Source organism: Stenotrophomonas sp. GbtcB23, assembly GCF_019091045.1.
GTDB lineage: Bacteria > Pseudomonadota > Gammaproteobacteria > Xanthomonadales > Xanthomonadaceae > Stenotrophomonas > Stenotrophomonas rhizophila_A.
The window spans coordinates 75608-93219 of the sequence record NZ_JAGXKC010000007.1; the positions used below are offsets into that span (position 1 = coordinate 75608).

General features: G+C 66.9%; 18 protein-coding genes. 2 read left to right on the plus strand and 16 right to left on the minus strand.

The annotated features are described in order from the left end of the window. The first annotated feature begins 42 nt into the window (after positions 1-42). Entirely contained in the window at positions 43-3069 is a 3027-nt protein-coding gene (locus KVS69_RS04895) for a ligand-binding sensor domain-containing diguanylate cyclase (protein ID WP_217537344.1), read from the plus strand. On the opposite strand, the gene rnt is transcribed toward KVS69_RS04895, so the two are convergent. From rnt to KVS69_RS04970, 16 genes are all read right to left on the minus strand, one after another. Then, complete coding sequence (gene rnt / locus KVS69_RS04900; protein ID WP_068854601.1) at positions 3070-3657, minus strand: ribonuclease T; 588 nt, start codon at positions 3655-3657, stop codon at positions 3070-3072. An 84-nt stretch (positions 3658-3741) separates the two neighbouring features. Then, positions 3742-4401: a DoxX family protein gene (locus KVS69_RS04905; protein ID WP_095363779.1), complete on the minus strand. Its 660-nt coding sequence runs from the start codon at positions 4399-4401 to the stop codon at positions 3742-3744. 76 nt (positions 4402-4477) lie between these two features. Beyond that, complete coding sequence (locus tag KVS69_RS04910; RefSeq protein WP_217537345.1) at positions 4478-5233, minus strand: putative DNA-binding domain-containing protein; 756 nt, start codon at positions 5231-5233, stop codon at positions 4478-4480. Next, positions 5230-6021: a DUF692 domain-containing protein gene (locus KVS69_RS04915; protein WP_249834343.1), complete on the minus strand. Its 792-nt coding sequence runs from the start codon at positions 6019-6021 to the stop codon at positions 5230-5232. Before KVS69_RS04915 ends, KVS69_RS04910 begins: the two co-directional genes overlap by 4 nt. A gap of 58 nt (positions 6022-6079) precedes the next feature. Next, on the minus strand, positions 6080-6430 hold the full coding sequence (locus KVS69_RS21040; protein ID WP_068850577.1) for a hypothetical protein: 351 nt from the start codon (positions 6428-6430) through the stop codon (positions 6080-6082). 81 nt (positions 6431-6511) lie between these two features. Continuing rightward, entirely contained in the window at positions 6512-7021 is a 510-nt protein-coding gene (locus KVS69_RS04920) for a sigma-70 family RNA polymerase sigma factor (RefSeq protein ID WP_068850579.1), read from the minus strand. 222 nt (positions 7022-7243) lie between these two features. Next, a complete protein-coding gene (locus tag KVS69_RS04925) occupies positions 7244-7585 on the minus strand; it encodes an RcnB family protein (protein WP_217537349.1) in 342 nt (113 codons plus the stop codon). Between the two features lie 130 nt (positions 7586-7715). Continuing rightward, a complete protein-coding gene (gene phoU / locus KVS69_RS04930) occupies positions 7716-8420 on the minus strand; it encodes a phosphate signaling complex protein PhoU (RefSeq protein WP_068854604.1) in 705 nt (234 codons plus the stop codon). Positions 8421-8472: 52 nt separating this feature from the next. Continuing rightward, on the minus strand, positions 8473-9303 hold the full coding sequence (gene pstB, locus KVS69_RS04935) for a phosphate ABC transporter ATP-binding protein PstB (protein WP_068854606.1): 831 nt from the start codon (positions 9301-9303) through the stop codon (positions 8473-8475). 19 nt (positions 9304-9322) lie between these two features. Next, positions 9323-10198 (minus strand): phosphate ABC transporter permease PstA, encoded by an 876-nt coding sequence (gene pstA, locus KVS69_RS04940; protein ID WP_068850583.1) that lies wholly within the window; start codon positions 10196-10198, stop codon positions 9323-9325. Then, entirely contained in the window at positions 10198-11166 is a 969-nt protein-coding gene (pstC, locus tag KVS69_RS04945) for a phosphate ABC transporter permease subunit PstC (protein ID WP_068850586.1), read from the minus strand. Before pstC ends, pstA begins: the two co-directional genes overlap by 1 nt. Positions 11167-11228: 62 nt before the next feature. Beyond that, complete coding sequence (gene pstS / locus KVS69_RS04950; RefSeq protein ID WP_217537351.1) at positions 11229-12320, minus strand: phosphate ABC transporter substrate-binding protein PstS; 1092 nt, start codon at positions 12318-12320, stop codon at positions 11229-11231. Positions 12321-12875: 555 nt separating this feature from the next. After that, positions 12876-13895 carry a phosphate ABC transporter substrate-binding protein PstS gene (gene pstS, locus KVS69_RS04955; RefSeq protein ID WP_068850591.1) on the minus strand — a complete coding sequence of 340 codons (1020 nt, stop codon included), beginning with the start codon at positions 13893-13895 and terminating at the stop codon, positions 12876-12878. A 293-nt stretch (positions 13896-14188) separates the two neighbouring features. Further along, positions 14189-15400, minus strand: coding sequence for an OprO/OprP family phosphate-selective porin (locus KVS69_RS04960; protein WP_217537353.1), 1212 nt, complete (start codon positions 15398-15400; stop codon positions 14189-14191). Between the two features lie 181 nt (positions 15401-15581). Next, positions 15582-16217 carry an endonuclease III gene (nth, locus tag KVS69_RS04965; protein WP_217537375.1) on the minus strand — a complete coding sequence of 212 codons (636 nt, stop codon included), beginning with the start codon at positions 16215-16217 and terminating at the stop codon, positions 15582-15584. Between the two features lie 38 nt (positions 16218-16255). Continuing rightward, positions 16256-16627 carry a hypothetical protein gene (locus tag KVS69_RS04970; RefSeq protein WP_217537377.1) on the minus strand — a complete coding sequence of 124 codons (372 nt, stop codon included), beginning with the start codon at positions 16625-16627 and terminating at the stop codon, positions 16256-16258. 236 nt (positions 16628-16863) lie between these two features. Between KVS69_RS04970 and KVS69_RS04975 the strand changes: the two genes are divergently transcribed. Next, positions 16864-17565: an FKBP-type peptidyl-prolyl cis-trans isomerase N-terminal domain-containing protein gene (locus KVS69_RS04975; protein ID WP_068850599.1), complete on the plus strand. Its 702-nt coding sequence runs from the start codon at positions 16864-16866 to the stop codon at positions 17563-17565. The last annotated feature ends 47 nt before the right edge of the window (positions 17566-17612 follow it).

A 17612-nucleotide genomic window follows, 5' to 3' on the forward strand; every position in this document is an offset into this window, starting at 1 on the left:
TCCGCGCCGTGCCCTTCCCGCGCCCCTGGCGGATCCTGACGGATGAGCCAAGGGGGAGGCGGGAACCGGTGGCGGCCGGTACATGCAGTAGTGACCGTGCAGCGCCTGTGCCTGGCGCTGGTGTTGCTGTGCCTGGTGTTCGGGGTACCGGCCACATCGGCCGCGCAGGATGGTCCCCCGCCGCTGCGCGACTACGCCATCGATGTCTGGACCTCGCGCAACGGCCTGCCGCACAACTCGCTGCGTGACATCGCGCAGACGCCGGAGGGCCACCTGTGGTTCGCCACCTGGGAAGGGCTGGTGCGCTACAACGGGCTGGACTTCACCGTGTTCGACCGCAGCACCCGGCCGGGCCTGCGCGACAACGGGGTGGGCGCGCTGTTCGTCGACCGCGAGGGCGGGCTGTGGATCAGCGATTCGCGCGGCAACGTCACCCGGCGCAGCGCCGACGGCCGCTGGCAGGTGTTCGCACACCAGCCGCCGGCCCCGCAGGTGCTGATCCAGGCCATGCAGATGGACAGCCATGGCCGGCTCTGGCTGCTGTATGAGGGCAATGGCATCGGCAGCCTGACCCGCGACGGCCACTTCGACTACCAGAAGCCGCCGGCCGACGTGCCGATGGCCATGAGCTTCACCAAGCTGGTGGTGGATGCGCAGGACCGGGTCTGGGTGGGCACGCTGGACGGCCTGGTGGTGCGCGGCACCGACGGCGTGCTGCGCCGCGCACCGGAGAGCTACGGCCTCGGCCACGGCCTGGTGTGGCCGTACCGCGCACCCGACGGCGTGCTGTGGATCGTGGCTGGCGAGCGCATCTACCGCATGCTCGATGGCATGCCGCAGTTGCAGCACCGCCTGGCCCCGGGCATGCACATCACCTCGATGCTGCAGGACCGCCACGGCGACCTGTGGCTGGGGACCGAAAACCAGGGGCTGCTGCGCCTGTCGCGGCACGGAGTGGAGCGCCTGCCGGCCGGGCTTTCACTGCCCGGGGGCAGGGTGGTGAGCCTGCGCGAAGACGCCGAAGGCAGCATCTGGGTCGGTGCCAACGGCGGCCTGTACCGGTTGCGCGAAACGCTGTTCAGCAGTTTCACCGAGCGTGACGGGCTCAGCGGCGATTACGTGCGCACCGTGCTGGAAGACCGTGACCGCCAGCTGTGGGTGGGCAGTGCCAGTGGCCTGGACCGGCGCGACGCACAGGGCGTGTTCCATCCGGTGCCGCTGCGCAACCGCGGCGGCAAGACACCGTCCGTGCTGAGCCTGGCCCAGGACCATGCAGGCGGGTTATGGGTGGGGACCTTTGGCGACGGCATCCTGCACCTGGACGGGCAGGGCCGCATGCTGCGCAGCTACGGTGCCGACGACGGCCTGCTCGGCGGCAACATCCGAGCGATGAGCGTGGATCGCGAAGGCGCTGTATGGGCCGGTACCCAGAAGGGCGTCGCCCGTCTCGATGCCAACGGGGTAACCGTGCCGACCGTGCCGGGCATGCCCACCGGCCTGGTCACCGCGCTGGCCCACGATGCCGAAGGCGACCTGTGGGTGGGCACCATCGAAGGCATCAGCGTGCTGCGCGGCGATCATGTGCAACGCATCGACCTGACTCCGCTGGGCGGCGGTCGCAGTGTGTTCGGTTTCCAGCAGATCGGCGATGCGATGTGGATCAGCAGCGACCGCGGCCTGTACCGCTACCAGGACGGCACCCTGTCACGGGTGGGGCTGGAGCAGGGCATGCCGGTCGATACCGTGTTCCAGCTGGTACCGGACCGGGTCGGCAACGTCTGGATCAGCAGCAACCGTGGCGTGCTGCGCACCGACATGGCCATGCTCAACGACGTGGCCGACGGGCGCACGCGGCGGATCGAGGTCGAGCATTACAACGAAATCGACGGCATGGCCAATTCGCAGGCCAACGGCAGCTCCGGCCCCTCGGCGATCCTGCGCCAGGACGGCACGTTCTGGGTGGTTACCGCCGGCGGCCTCAGCACGGTGGACCCGCTGCGCCTGCAGCGCTTCCGCGAACGGCTGGCGCCGCCGGCGGCGATCGAGACGGTGCTGGTCGATGGCGTGCCGCTGCACTGGCAGGGCGCCAACCACAACACGCTGCCCGGTGGTCGCCGGCTCAGCATCAGCTACGTGGGCCTGAGCTATCTCATGTCCGAACGCATCCGCTACCGCACCCGGCTGGAAGGCCTGGACAGCGCGTGGATCGAACGCGGCCAGCAGCGCAGCGTGGAGTTCATCGGCCTGCCGCCGGGCGATTACACCCTGCACGTGTCCGCGGCCCACCCGGGCGGCGCCTGGGGCGACAGCGAGGCGGTGTGGTCGTTCACGGTGGAACCGTTCCTGTGGCAGCGGCGCAGCGTGCAGTTCGTCTGTGGCCTGCTGCTGCTGGCCGGGCTGGTGGCGTTGTACCGCTACCTGATCAAGCGTTACAAGGCCAGCAACGTACGCCTGGCACGCAAGGTCGATGCCGCCACCCGCGACCTCAAGGCGCAGACCGCCAGCCTGCAGGCGTTGAACGAAGAGAAGACCCAGCTGGCCGCGCGTTTGGCAGTGCAGGCCGAACAGTTCGAGCGGCAGGCGCGCGAGGATGCGCTGACCGGGCTGCCCAACCGCCGCGCGTTCGACGAAGCGCTGGCGCGCGACTTCGCCCGCTCGCAACGCAGCGGCCACCCGCTGTGCCTGGTGGTGCTGGACATCGACCACTTCAAGGAAGTGAACGACCAGCACAGCCACAGCGTGGGCGACGTGGTGCTGACCGAAGTGGCGCGGGTGATCGCGTCGGCCTGCCGTGATTCGGACATGCCCGCGCGCACCGGCGGTGAGGAATTCACGCTGCTGCTCAACGACACCCGCCTGGCCGAAGCGGCACAGGTCTGCGCGCGCCTGCGCGGGCTCTTCCATGACCATCCGGACTGGGCCGGCGTACCGGGCCTGCAGGTGACCTTCAGCGCCGGGCTGGTCGAACTGGAGGCCGGGGACCGCACCCCGATGCTGCTCTACCAGCGCGCCGACCGCGCGCTGTACCGTGCCAAGAGCGAAGGCCGCGACCGCACCGCGATCGGCTGATCAGGGGCGCGGCCAGGCGTTAGCGATCTTGCAGAACAGCTTGGCGGTCTGCTCGGTGTCATACACCGCGCTATGCGCTTCTTCCGCATCCCACCCAAGACCGGCAGCCGTGGCCGCCCGTGCCAGCACGGTCTGGCCATAGGCGATGCCGGCCATGGTCACCGTGTCGAACACGCTGAAGGGGTGGAACGGGTTGCGCTTGTGCCCGACCCGGTTCACCGCCGCATTGATGAAGCCCAGGTCGAAGTGCGCGTTGTGGCCGACCAGGATGGCGCGCTGGCAGCCGTACTTCTTCACCGCCGCGCGCACCGGCGCGAAGATGTGGTCCAGCGCGTCCTTTTCCGCCTTGGCCAGCCGGAACGGATGGTCGAGGATGATGCCGGTGATCTCCAGCGACTTCGGGTCGATGTCCAGCCCTTCGGCCGGCACCACGTGGGCGCTGGCGGTCTGCCCGGGAAAGAGCAGGCCGTTGTCGTCCATTTCGATCGGCACCGCGGCGATCTCCAGCAGCGCATGGCGCTGGCTGTCGAAGCCGCCGGTTTCCACATCCACCACCACCGGCAGGAAGCCACGGAAGCGGGTCGCCATCATGCGCTGGGCGGCAGAGGGCATGTCTTCAGCGGCCACCGGCGCGCCGGTGGTCTGGGTGGGGTCTTGAGTCATGCAGCGAGTTTAGCAGAGCGGCCTGACCGTCCCATGGCGGCGGTGCCAGACCGCCACGCCAAGCAAGGCGGTGCCAACTGTGGCCAACACCAGGGCCGGACCCGGCAGCAGCCACCCCAGCGGCCAGGCGGCGGCCAGCGCCAATCCGCCCCAGGCCAGCGCGTCGGCCCGGCCGCGCGGATCCCGGAGCAGCCAGCCATCCACGCTCAGCCGCCCGGCGCCCTGCAACAGCAGCGGCAGCAGCATGGCGATGAACAACAGCGGCAGCTTGAAGTTGCCCTGGCCCTGGTCGCTGATCGCATAGCCCTGCGCCAGCGTGGCCAGCGAGTCCCACTGCGCAGGCCAATGGACGGCGGCGGTTGCCACGACCGTGAGCCCGATCAGCAGCGCGGCGGTGGCCCGGGTGGCCACGCCCAGCAGCAGGCAGATGCCGCCGATGAGTTCGATCCACGTCGCCGCCTGCCAATTGAACTCGGCCGGCAACCAGCGCAGTGGCAGCGGAAAGTGCGATTGCACGTTGTCGAACCAGTTCACCCCGCGCCATTTCTCCAGCCCGGATTCCAGATATTCCCAGGCCAGCAGCACGCGCAGTCCCAGTGGCGCAAGCCAGGCGCCGAGTCCATCAAGACGGGGGCGCAGGGTGGAAGCAAGGCAGCGGGGGAAATGCATGGGGACAGCCCGGTAAGTGGAGGTCCCTTGAAGAGGGCCGGCGCGCGATGAACGATGCGGGCGCCGGCGGCATCGTTCAGCCGTGGGTTGGGGACCGGGCAGGACCGATCACGCCGGTCGCGAGCAACTGCGCCAACAGGGCACGTCCGGCCGGTTCCAGCCCGGCCGCGTCCAGTCCATTCGCCTCGGCCAGCTGCGCAAGGTGCGCGGCGCCGCTGCGGTGTCCGGGGGCCTGCATCTGGATCAGCAGCTGCCACGCCAACGGGCTGAGCTGCGAAAACACGATGCGGCCATCGGCCAGCCGGCGTGCCAGCAGGAAGGTCGGTTCGGGCGGCGGGTCCACCGGCTGGAAGGCTGCCCCGATCTGCTGCACCGGCCACTGGTACGCCAAAGGCCATGCCAACGGGGAACGCTGCAGCAGGCAGCGCCAGGCATCGATATCCGGACGAGGCGGTTCGAGCGGCAGCGCATCCTGCGACTGCAAGGCCAGTTCCACCCATTCGTAATGCGCCAGCTCGGCCAGGAACGGACGCGGCAGCGTGTCCTGCCGCTGCAGCCACTGCACGAACTCGGCAGCGACCTCGGTGAACAACGGCGAGGCGCAGCGGTGCTCGATGAAGTAGCGCCGGCACAGCGCCTGCCATTCCGCGCCGTCCAGCATCTGCAGCAGTACCGGGAAACTGCTGCCCAGCAGCGCCTGCAGGTTGTTGAACAGCAGATCGCGGTAGATCTGCAGCCGCCGCGGCTCCAGGTCGGGAGGCGACGGTTCATGCGCCGGATCGCGCAGGTGGCGGGTCAGGGCGAACTGCTGGTCACGCAACAGGTCGCTCATGCCGCCGCATCCAGGATGCGGCGCATCTGCCGCAGCTCCGCCTGCAGTTCGGCATACGGCGGCAGGTTGAAGTCGCGTTCGAGCAGGCCAGGGCGCGGGCCGAACCGGGCGCAGGCATGTTCCAGCAGCGCCCACACCGGCCCCACCACGGGGCTGCCATGGGTGTCGATCTTCAGGTCATCGGCTTCATCGAAGTGCCCGGCCACATGCAGGCAGACGATGCGTTCGGCAGGCAGGCCGTCGATGTACGCGACGGGGTCGAAGCCATGGTTGATGGCGTTGACGTAGACATTGTTGACGTCCAGCAGCAGGTCGCAGTCCGCTTCCTGCAGCACCGCCGTGGTGAATGCCAGTTCGCTCATCGCCGCATGCGGGGTGAGGTAGGTGGATACATTCTCCACTGCGATGCGCCGGCCCAGCCGGTCCTGCACCTGTGCGATGCGGGCCGCGGTGTGGCGGATGGCCTCGTCGGTGAACGGCAGCGGCAGCAGGTCATACAGGTGGCCGTCGTCGCTGCAGTAGCTCAGGTGTTCGCTGTAGAGGCGCACACCGTGTGCGTCCAGGAAACGCCCGACCTGGTCGATGAACGCCACGTCCAGCGGCGCGCTGCCGCCCAGCGACAGTGACAGTCCATGGCAGGTCAGGGGATGGCGCGCGCTGAGCCCGCGCAGGCGCTCGCCCATCACGCCGCCCAGCCCGATCCAGTTCTCCGGCGCGCACTCGAGGAAATCGAAATCGCCCGGCGGTGCCTGTTCCAGGTCATCGAGCAGGGCGCGGCGCAGCCCCAGTCCCACCGCCGTTGCAGGCAACGGCAGTGGGCGTGCAGGGCTCACGCGGGTGCGCGGATCAGTGCCCGGCACCGCACTTGCCTTCGCCGCACTTGCCTTCGGCGGTCTTCTTGGCGGCAGGCGCAGGCTTGGCCTTGGTCTTGTCGGCGCCACACTTGCCTTCGCCACACTTGCCCTCCGCGGGCTTCTTGTCGGCAGCATGCGAGGTGGCCTTGTCGGCACCGCACTTGCCTTCGCCGCATTTGCCTTCGGCCGTCTTGGAATCGGCTTTGGGCGCGGCCTGGGCAGCCAGGGCGTAGCCCTGGGCCAGGTCGGTCATCGACAGGGCCGAGGCGGTCCCGGCCAGGCCGAGGCCGCCGGCAAGCGCGGCACAGGCCAGCAGGGAAGCGTGTTTGGTGGAGAGGGTCATGCGCAAAGCTCCTTGTAATGCCCTTTCATGGGCAGGGGTGTTGCCGGGGAAGCATGCCGGATTGCCGGCACGCGGGGAACATCAGGCCAGGTACTCGCGGGCCATGACGCGGGCGCGGTGCAGCCGGGCCTTGATGGTTTCGGGGGTAGTGGCCAACCGTGCGGCCAGTTCGGCGATCGACAACCCCTCCAGGTCGCGCAGCAGGATCACTTCGCGGTAATGGGCGGGCAGCGATTCGAGCGCAGCGGCGCAATCGCGGCGCAGGTCCAGGTTGTCGCGCTGGGCCGGCGGCAGGATCTCCTCGCGCAGTTCTTCGTGCCGCCACTGGCAGCGCGCACGCTTGAGCCGGTTGCACTCGCGCTTGACGATGCGGAACGCCCACGAGGTGAAACACTCGACCAGGCGCAGGTCGCACAACCGTCGTGAAACGGTGATCAGGCTTTCCTGCACCGCATCCTCGACATCATTGATGACGCAGTGGTACTCGGCATAGCGGCGCAGGTGCTGGCGTGAATGGCGCAGGACGCGGTCCAGCGCGGCGCGGTCGCCGCGATGGGCGGCGGCAAGTTCGTGCGGGCAGAGGCGGTGCATGCGGTCGGCGGATCCTGTTCAACGTGGCACAGGATAAGAGCGTGCGCGGGGCCGCAAGGATGCGCGGGTCGCCGGTCTGAGACAGGGGCGATTCAGTACCAATGGTGCGTTCGCGACATTACCGGATGTTCGCGACACTCCGGGACGGCGATGACCCGGCCGCAAACGCAGACGCGCCGGGAGGACCCGGCGCGTCGCGTGGACTGGGCTGTCGCCAGTGAATCAACGGCCGTTGAGCACCACGTCGGCGATCAGGCCGGTGGCGACCGCGATCAGCACGTAGCGGTCATCTACCTTGCGCCACTGCTGGCCGCGCTTGGGCGCATGCAGGCCGTGGCGCTTGTAGTCGCTTACGTACGCGCCACGATGATCCTTGTCCAGGTGGCCGCCACGGCGCGGCGGATCGTGGCGGTCGTGCCCGCGCGACGGGCCATGGTTGCGTTCATCGCGCTGGTCATGGCGGTCGCGGTTGTCGCGGTCGTCATGGTGGGGCGGGGCGGCGAAGGCGGAACCGGTCGCGGCAAGCAGGGTCAGCGACAGCGTAGCGGCGAGGAAACGTTTCATGGTGCAGGCCCTCTGGAGCGGTGGGGTGGAACGCAGGTCCAGAGTGGAATTTTCCAGCTGAATAGGCAATTAAAAAAGGCCGATACGCAGTATCGGCCTGTATCGGCGTGTAACACGCCCCGGCGCGTGCTTACAGGCGCTCGGTACTGGTCTCGTCGCGCTTCTCGCGCGGCGGCAGCGCCTGCTCGCCGTGCACCAGGAACCACACGTTCTCGGCGATGTTGGTGGCGTGGTCGCCCACGCGTTCCAGGTTCTTGGCCATGAACAGCAGGTGGGTGCACGGGGTGATGTTGCGCGGGTCTTCCATCATGTAGGTCAGCAGCTCGCGGAACAGCGCGGTGTACTGCGCGTCCAGCCGGGCATCGTCCTCGCGCAGCGCCAGCGCGGCGGCGGCGTCGTTGTCGCGGTAGGCCTCGATGGCACGCCGCACCTGCTGGGCGGCCAGCCGGCCCAGCGACCGCAGGCCCTGGATCTGCGGCAGCGGCGGCACTTTGCTCAGCGCGATCGAGCGCTTGGCGACGTTGGCCGCATAGTCGCCGATCCGCTCGATGTCGGCCGGGATGCGCAGGCCGGCCAGGATCTCGCGCAGGTCGCGCGCCATCGGGCCGCGCAGCGCCAGGCGCATCACGTCATGGCTGATCTGCTGCTCCAGGCTGTCGATCGCCTCATCGTTGGCGATGATGCGCTGGGCAGCGTTGTCGTCGCGGCGCTCGATCACGTCCAGCGCCGCTTCCAGCTGCGCTACGGACATTTCGCCCATGCGCACGATTTCGGCCACCAGCCGCTGCTGTTCTTCGTCGTAGCTCTTGACGATGTGGTCGTTCGGAATGTTCATTGTGATGTGCTCGATTGTCTGGTTGGTGGCATCGTCGCGCAAACGGCCTGGCTCAGCCGAACCGCCCGGTGATGTAATCCTCGGTCTGCTGCTTGTTCGGCTGCGAGAAGATCACTTCGGTGCGGTCGTGTTCGATCAGGTCGCCCAAGTACATGAAGGCGGTGTAGTCGGACACGCGCGCGGCCTGCTGCATGTTGTGGGTCACGATCACGATGGTGTAGTCGTGCTTGAGCTCTTCCACCAGCTGCTCGATGCGGCTGGTGGAGATCGGGTCCAGCGCCGAGGTTGGCTCGTCGAGCAGCAGCACGTCCGGGCGCAGGGCCACGGCACGGGCGATGCACAGGCGCTGCTGCTGGCCACCGGACAGGCCCAGCGCGCTCTGGCCGAGCTTGTCCTTCACTTCGTCCCACAGCGCACCTTGGCGCAGCGCATGTTCGACGCGGTCGTTCATGTCCGCCTTGGACAGCTTTTCGTGGTGGCGGATGCCGTAGGCGACGTTCTCGAAGATGGTCATCGGGAACGGCACCGGCTTCTGGAACACCATGCCGACCTTGCTGCGCAGGCGGTTCATCGGGTACTTGGGCGAGAGGATGTTCTCACCATCCAGCAGCACTTCGCCGCGCGCTTCCAGCTTCGGGTACAACGCGTAGATGCGGTTGAAGATGCGCAGCAGGGTGGACTTGCCGCAGCCGGATGGACCGATCAGCGCGGTGACGCGCTTCTCGGGCACTTCCAGGCTGATGTTCTTCAGTGCATGGAACTTGTCGTAGTAGAAATCCAGGCCACGGGCGGCCAGCTTGATCGGCGCCGGGTTGCCCAGCGATTCATGCGAGGCCGGCACCGCGATGCGCTGCATCGGCACGGCATTGGTGAGGTCGTTCATGGCGGTGTCCGCGGAAAGGTCAGTCATGGGAGATACGGTTGCGCAGCAGGATGCCGCGTGCCGAAAGGCTTACCAGCAGCACGAACAGGGTCAGCACCAGGGCGCCTGCCCAGGCCAGCGTCTGCCAGGATTCGTACGGGCTGCCGGCGAACTGGTTCATCACCACCGGCACGCTCGCCATCGGCTGGAACACGTTGCTGTTCCAGTACTGGTTGCCGAAGGCGGTGAACAGCAGCGGCGCGGTTTCGCCGGAGATGCGTGCCAGGGCGAGCAGGATGCCGGTGACGATGCCGGCGGCGGCGCTGCGGTACAGCACCTGCACGGTGACCTTCCACTGCGGGATGCCCAGCGAGAGGGCCGCTTCGCGCATCTGCGAGGGCACCAGGCGCAGCATTTCATCGGTGGTGCGTACCACCACCGGCAGCACGATGAAGGACAGCGACAGCGCGCCGGCGAAGGCCGAGAACTGGCCACCGGTCTGCATCACGTACAGGGTGTACACGAACAGGCCCAGCACGATGGACGGTGCCGACAGCAGGATGTCGTTGACGAAACGCACCACCGTGCCGGCCTTGCGGAAGTTGCCGTACTCGGCCAGCCAGGTGCCGGCCAGCACGCCCAGCGGCGTGCCGATGGCGATCGCCAGCGCGCACATCACCGCGCTGCCGAAGAAGGCATTGGCCAGGCCGCCTTCCTGCATGGGCGGCGGCGTCATCTTGGTGAACAGGTCCAGGTTGATCCCGGCCAGTCCCTTGGACGCCAGGGTGAACAGGATCCAGCCCAGGAAGAACAGGCCGAACAGCGCGGTCAGGCAGGACAGCAGCAGCGCGACGATGTTGACGATGCGGCGGCGCAGGTACAGCGGCTGCGGGTTGTTGGCGACGGCGGTGCTCATCAGTTGCCCTCCTTGCGGGACAGGCGCATCAGCATCAGGCGGGCGATTGCCAGCACCACGAACGTTACGATGAACAGCACGAAGCCGAGCAGCAGCAGCGCCGAGCGGTAGGTCTCGGTGGCCTCGCCGAAGTCATTGGCGATCAGCGCGGCGATGGTGGTGCCCGGTTCCAGCAGCGAGGGCGACAGGCGCACGCTGTTGCCGATCACGAAGGCCACGGCCATGGTTTCACCCAGCGCACGGCCCAGGCCGAGGAAGATGCCGCCGATCACGGCCGAGCGCGTGTAGGGAAGCACGATGTCCCAGCTTACTTCCCACTTGGTGGAGCCCAGCGCGTAGGCCGATTCCTTCAGGCGGGTCGGCACGGTCAGGAACACTTCGCGCATTACCGAGGAGATGAACGGAATGACCATGATCGCCAGCACGAAGCCGGCGGTCAGCACGCCGATGCCCAGCGGCGGGCCCTGGAACAGCGGGCCGATGATCGGCCATTCGCCCAGGGTTTCATTGAGGGTGGGGGTGACGTACTCGGTCATCACCGGGACCAGCACGAACAGGCCCCACATGCCGTAGATGATCGAGGGGATGCCGGCCAGCAGTTCGATGGCGGTACCGACCGGGCCGCGCATCCAGCGCGGGGCCACTTCGGTGAGGAAGAAGGCGATGCCGAAGCTCACCGGCACCGCGATCAGCATTGCGATCAGGGCGGTGACCAACGTGCCGTAGATCGGTGCCAGCGCACCGAACTTGTTCTCCACCGGATTCCAGTCGGAAGAGTAGAAGAAGCTCAGGCCCTGCTCCTGCAGGGCATGGCGGCCGCCCCACAGCATCGAGAGCGCGGCGCAGGCCAGCGCGACCAGGACCAGGACGACGGTGGCGATCAGCACCCACCGGAACAGTTTGTCATTGCGGGCGTCACGCAGGTCGCGGGTGGACGGTGCGGGAACAGGCTGGGCGATGGCATTCATGGGTAAGGCTGGGGCCCGTTAGGTAGGGGGCAGGCCCGCGCAGCGCGCGGGCCTGGGTTGCATCATTTGAATTCAGCGGTCCAGTAACCTTCGATCTGCTTCACCAGTTCCGCCGGCAGCGGCACGTAGTGCAGTTCATTGGCCTGGGCCTGGCCGTTCTCGAAGGCCCACTTGAAGAACGCCAGGGTGTCCTTGCTGCGCTTGGCATCCTTGGGCTGCTTGTGCATCAGCATGAAATTGGTGGCGGTGATCGGCCACGCCTGGTCGCCCGGGGCGTTGGTGATGACCAGGTTGAAGTCCTTGGCGCTGGCCCAGTCGGCGCTGGCTGCGGCGGCACCAAAGGTTTCCGCGGTCGGCTGCACCCAGTTGCCGGCTGCGTTCTGCATCGAGGCGTACGGCATGCCGTTCTGCAGCGCGTAGGCCAGTTCGACGTAGCCGATCGAGCCCTTGATCTGCTTCACGTACGAAGCCACGCCTTCATTGCCCTTGCCACCCACGCCGTCCGGCCACTGCACCGAGGTGCCTTCGCCGACCTTGCTCTTCCAGTCCGGGCTGACCTTGGACAGGTAGTTCGAGAAATTGAAGGTGGTGCCCGAGCCGTCCGAACGGTGGACCAGGGTGATCTTGCCCTCCGGCAGCTTCACGCCCGGGTTGGCGGCCACGATGGCCGGGTCGTTCCAGGTCTTGACCTTGCCCAGGAAGATATCGGCCAGCAGCGGGCCGCTCAGCCGCAGCTTGCCGGCTTCCAGGCCGTCGATGTTCACCACCGGGACAACGCCGCCGATGGCGGACGGGAACTGGCCCAGGCCGGCCTGGGCCAGCTCTTCGCTGGACAGCGGCTTGTCGGAAGAACCGAAGTCGACCGTGCCGGCCTTGATCTGGGCGATACCGCCGCCCGAACCGATCGACTGATAGTTGACCTTGGCGCCGGTGGCGGCGTTGTAGTCGGCCGACCACTTGGAGACCAGCGGGAAGATGAAGGAGGCGCCGGCGCCGGAAATCTCGGCGGTCAGCTTGTCGCCGGCGGCCGGAGCAGCGGCGGGCGCGCCTTCTGCCGGGGCGTTAGCCTGGCCTTCGGCGGCCGGCTTGCAGGCGGACAGGCCCAGCGCGATGGCCAGGGAAAGGGCGGCGAAGCCGGCCGTATGCAGTTTCATGCGTCACTCCGTAGCGGGATAGGGGGCCGGTCTTGCCGGCTGACGCTGCTATGAAATGATGTTTTTGTTACAGCTTGATGACGTCGTGACCGGGGGCACGCTCGAGGCCCGTGGGGCAAGGGCTGGCGGGGGGATCTACAGCGGCTGCCGGTGAATCGAGCGCCGGGGCGCCACACCCTTTCCGGCGAATGTCCCCCGGCGTCGGCCTGCGGCCGACACCTCCTCCTTTAATTCGCCTCCAAGGGCATGGCGCCCCGGCGCTCGATCCACCGGCGTTGCACCGTGGCGTCCGCTTTTCCCTGCCAACCGCAAGCCGAGCCCCGTCGCGGCCGGTAGGTCCCTGGCAAATTAAAGGAGGAGGGGGCGGCCGCAGGCCGACGCCGGGGGACATTTGCACAGGGGCCTACCGGTCGCGGCGGGGCCCTCAACGCTCGCGGCAGATTAAAAAAAAAGCGCGGACCTTTCGATCCGCGCCGGTGGTGCCGCCAGGGGGAGAGAGGACCTGGCGACACCGTTGCCTGGTAGGTCACGACCTTTGGCCGTGACCCCCTAAAATCAATATTTCAGGTTCTGCGACCAGTAGGTCTCGATCTGCTTGACCAGGGCGTCCGGCAGCGGCACGTAGTCCAGCTGCTTGGCCTGGGCATCGCCACTCTTGTAGATCCAGCGGAAGAACTCCTGGGTCGCCTTGGCGCTGTTGACGTTCTTGGGCTGCTTGCGGACCAGGATGAAGTTGGTGGCGGTGATCGGCCACGCTTCGGCGCCCGGGGCGTTGGTCATGACCAGGTAGAAGTCCTTGGCGTTGGCCCAGTCGGCGCTGGCGGCAGCGGCGGCGAACGACTCGTCGCTCGGCAGCACGACCTTGCCCGACGCGTTCTTCATCGCGGCGTAGGACATCTTGTTCTGCAGCGCGTAGGACAGTTCGACGTAGCCGATGCCACCCTTGATCTGCTTCACGTACGCGGCAACGCCTTCATTGCCCTTGCCGCCGATGCCGACCGGCCACTGGACCGAGGTGCCTTCGCCGACCTTGGACTTCCACTCCGGGTTGACCTTGGAGAGGTAGTTGACGAAGTTGAAGGTGGTGCCCGAACCGTCCGAGCGGTGCACGACGGTGATCTTGCCGTCGGGCAGCTTCACGCCCGGGTTGAGGGCGGCGATGGCCGGGTCGTTCCAGGTCTTGACCTTGCCCAGGAAGATGTTGGCCAGGGTCACGCCATCGAGCTTCAGCGCACCCGGGGCGATGCCGGCCACGTTGATCACCGGCACCACGCCGCCAATCACCGACGGGAACTGGGCCAGGCCGGCCGCGGCCAGATCTTCCGGCTTCAACGGGGCATCGGACGAACCGAAGTCCACCGTGGCCGCCTTGATCTGGGCGATACCGCCACCCGAACCGATGGACTGGTAGTTGACCTTCTTGCCGGTCGCGGTGCTGTAGTCGGCCGACCACTTGGACATGACCGGGTAGATGAACGATGCGCCCGCGCCCGTCACATCGGCGGCATTGGCGGCGAACACGGAGGACGCGGCGAGGACGGCAACAGCGGCGCGCGACTTGAAGGCGTGGATCACGGGGTGGCTCCTGGGATGGATGGTGGTGCGGGGTTTCCCGCCCGGTGCCTATTCCATAACGGTTCCATGACAGCGCAGCGACTGTCATATGACGCAAACGTGACACCGTTGGTGGGCAATTCCAGCCACGCAGGGCGTGGCTCTACGCGCTCACGTGCGATGGCGGTGTGCGGGGTAGGGTCGGTCGCCAGACGACTGCAGTGAACGGTTCAACGTCCGGTAACGCAGGGAACCGGAACGAGAAAGGGGCGCAGCCCAAGCTGCGCCCCTCCATCACACAATTACATCAGGACTTACCAGAAGAACTGCAGGCGCGCTTCCAGGATGTTCGGGTCGTCGTTGACGAAGGTGCGCGTGGTGGAGCTGTACTTCTTGCTGTCCACCATTACGTAGTTCAGCGCGAACTTGGTGTTGGAGCGCCAGTAGTAGTTCACGCCGACGGTCCAGATATCCATCTTGCCGCCCAGCACGCCGTCCACGATCGGCGGACGACCGGCAACCGGGTTGGCGTTCAGATGGCCATCATCCAGATTCATCGAGTCATAGCGCGCGCCCAGCTGCCACATGCCACGGCCCGGCTCGTCCGGCAGGCCGGTGGTCGGCACGCCGCTCTTGTAGCCCCAGGTCTCGCCGGTGATGTTCCACAGCCCGCTGACATAGAAGCCGTCGCTGGTGTAGTTGTCGCGCGTCATGCGCTTGGCTTCGCTGGTGTAGTACTCGGCCTGGGCCTTGAACGGGCCGCCGATGTACATGGCTTCGGCACCGATGGTCTTGACCCGGTCAGTGTCGGTCATGTTGCCGCTGTCGACCAGGCGTGCGGTGGCCAGGTCGGCGTTGGGACGGGCGCGCACGCGCAGGGTGTCCGCGTCGGTGTCGTAGTCGACATAGCTCAGGCCCAGGTGCAGGACCTGTCCCTTGTCGTTGATCGGCGCCCAGGTGCCACGTGCGCCATAGCCGCTGCCGTGGGCCAGGTTGCGGGTCAGCTCACGGCCGAATGCGCTGGCGGTGACCGACCAGTTGTTGTCGCCGAAGCTGTAGGCGCCACCGAGGCGGCGGGCCACGGCGTAGGTGTTGGTGACCGCAGCCTTGGAGATGAAGTCGTTGTTCTTGGTGCTGGACAGCTCTTCCAGGCTGTTGGGCTGCTTGAACTGGCCCAGCTGCACGAAGTGGTTGGCGTTGCCGGCCAGCTTGTACTTGACGTTGGTGTCCAGGAACTTGTCGGCCTTGGCGTCGTAGCCGACCACCCATTCCACGTTGCCCGGGCCCTTGCCCTTCAGCACCAGCTCGGCGCGACGCAGTTCGAATTCGCTGTCCTTGCCGTTGGCGGCATCGCCACCGTTGAGATCGGTCACATCGTTGTCGAACCAGTTGCCGTCGGCCTGGACCAGGCCTTCGAAGGTGATCTCCGAGCCGCCGATCACGTCGATGGCCACTTCAGCGTGGGCGGCCGGCACGAACAGCGCAGCAGCCACGGCCGCAGTGAGGAGTTGGCGATGCAGTTTCATGGAAAGGAGCCTTGCAGGCAGGTGGGAAGATGCTGCGCAGGCTAATAAGTGAAGATTGCGTAAATATGACAGTTTCAGACAAAGCAGCCCCGGCCCCGGGGCAAGCTGTTGCTGGGGTTGCCAAAACTGCCCGAATCAGATGACTGCCCGGTTGCGCCCAGATGGCAGTCGCCGCCGTCGCTCAGGCGGCGGTTTTCTGCTTGAAGCGGCACAGGTCACGGATCACGCACTGCGGGCAGTCAGGCTTGCGCGCCTTGCACACATACCGGCCATGCAGAATCAGCCAGTGGTGGGCGTCGAGCAGGAACTCGGCCGGAATCACCTTGACCAGCAGGTCTTCCACCGCGCGAACGTCCTTGCCGGGGGCCAGCCCGGTACGGTTGGCGACACGGAAGATGTGGGTATCCACCGCCATCACCGGTTCGCCGAATGCGGTGTTGAGCACCACGTTGGCGGTCTTGCGCCCGACCCCGGGCAGGGCTTCCAGCGCGGCGCGGTCACGCGGCACGTCACCGCCATGCTGGTCGATCAACAGGCGGCAGGTGGCGATGACATTCTTCGCCTTGGCGTTGAACAGGCCGATGGTGGCGATGTACTTCTTCAGCCCGTCCTCGCCCAGCGCCAGGATCGCCTGCGGCGTGTTGGCCACCGGGAACAGTTTGCGCGTGGCCTTGTTGACGCCCACATCGGTGGCCTGCGCGGAAAGCGCCACGGCGACCAGCAGTTCGAACGGTGAGCTGTACTCCAGTTCGGTCTTCGGATGCGGATTGAGTTCGCGCAGGCGGGTGAACATTTCAACGACGTCGGCCTTGGGCATGCGCGCACTGCGCGGAGCGGCCTTTGCAACAGGGGTCATCAGGAAGGCTTTCCAGCAGCCCTGGCTTTGGCGCGCGCAAGAATCGCGGCAGCCGCAGGCGGCAGGGCGGGCTTCAGATCGGGAGTGGGGGCCGGCGGCGCGCGTCGCGCATCGCGTTCGGCCGCGCGGCGTGCAAGCCGCTGCGCGCGCTGGCGGTAACGGTCACGCGCGGCCCAGGCGCGTTGCAGCTGCTGCTGGGCCTGCAGCAGGCGGGCGGGCAGGTCCGGGTGGCCGGGCAGCAGGGCGTCGTCGCCAGGGCCGGGCACGTAGTCCATCAGGCCGGCGTCCAGCGCGGCATCCAGGCCATCCGCCAGCACCAGCTGCAGCAGGCGCGCCGGCGCTGGCCCGGCGGCGTCACCTCCCTGAACCATGGGGCGGTTGACCCCGGGCGCTGGGGTGGCACCATCGTCGGCAACGGTCAGGGGCGCGTCGGCCACGGCAGAAACTCCTGGTAAAACGTTAAAAAAAAGTGATTTTGAACTCTGGAAACGAAAGCAGGTCATAGCCTTCGTCGTTAGTGGCGGTTCAACGTTGCGGCGGCTATCCTAACCCGTCGCCTCAGGGCGGCCCAATGCGTCCTGAGTTACCACCCCTGGAGAAACGTTTGATGAAGTTGCGTTCTATCGCGGTCGCCGTCGCGGCCCTGGCCCTGACGGGCAATGCCTTCGCCCAGGACACTTCGTCCGAAAAGGGCAAGCTGAGCTATTACTTCGGTTACGACTACGGCAACAACCTGGCTGAGCTCACCGGTCGCGGCGAACAGCTGGACATCAATTCGGTGGTGAAGGGCCTGCAGGATGCCTACGCCAAGAAGCAGCCGGCAATCACCGCCGACCAGCTGAAGCCGGCCGTCGAAGCCTTCCAGAAGCGTGAGCAGGGTCGTGCCGCTGCCGCCAAGGCCGAGTACGAAAAGGCTGCCGCCGAAAACAAGACCAAGAGCACTGCCTTCCTGACCGCCAACAAGGCCAAGGCCGGCGTGCAGGCGCTGCCGAGCGGCGTGCAGTACCGCGTGATCGAAGCCGGCAAGGGCGCCAAGCCGACCCAGGCCAGCACCGTGCAGCTGGAAGTGGCCGGCCCGTACCCGTTCGGCACCCGTCCGACCGAAGCCCGCCCGGCGCAGCAGATCCCGTCGATCAAGGTCAGCGAAGTCGAAATGAAGGCCATGCGCGAAGTACTGCTGCAGATGCCGGCCGGTTCGAAGTGGGAAGTCACCCTGCCGCCGGAACAGGCCTACGGTGCCGACCCGCGTACCCCGTTCCCGCCGAACGTCGCCGTGCAGTTTGAAATCAAGCTGGTCAGCGTCAAATAAGAACGGCTGAAAACAACAAAACGCGTCGATGGCAACATCGGCGCGTT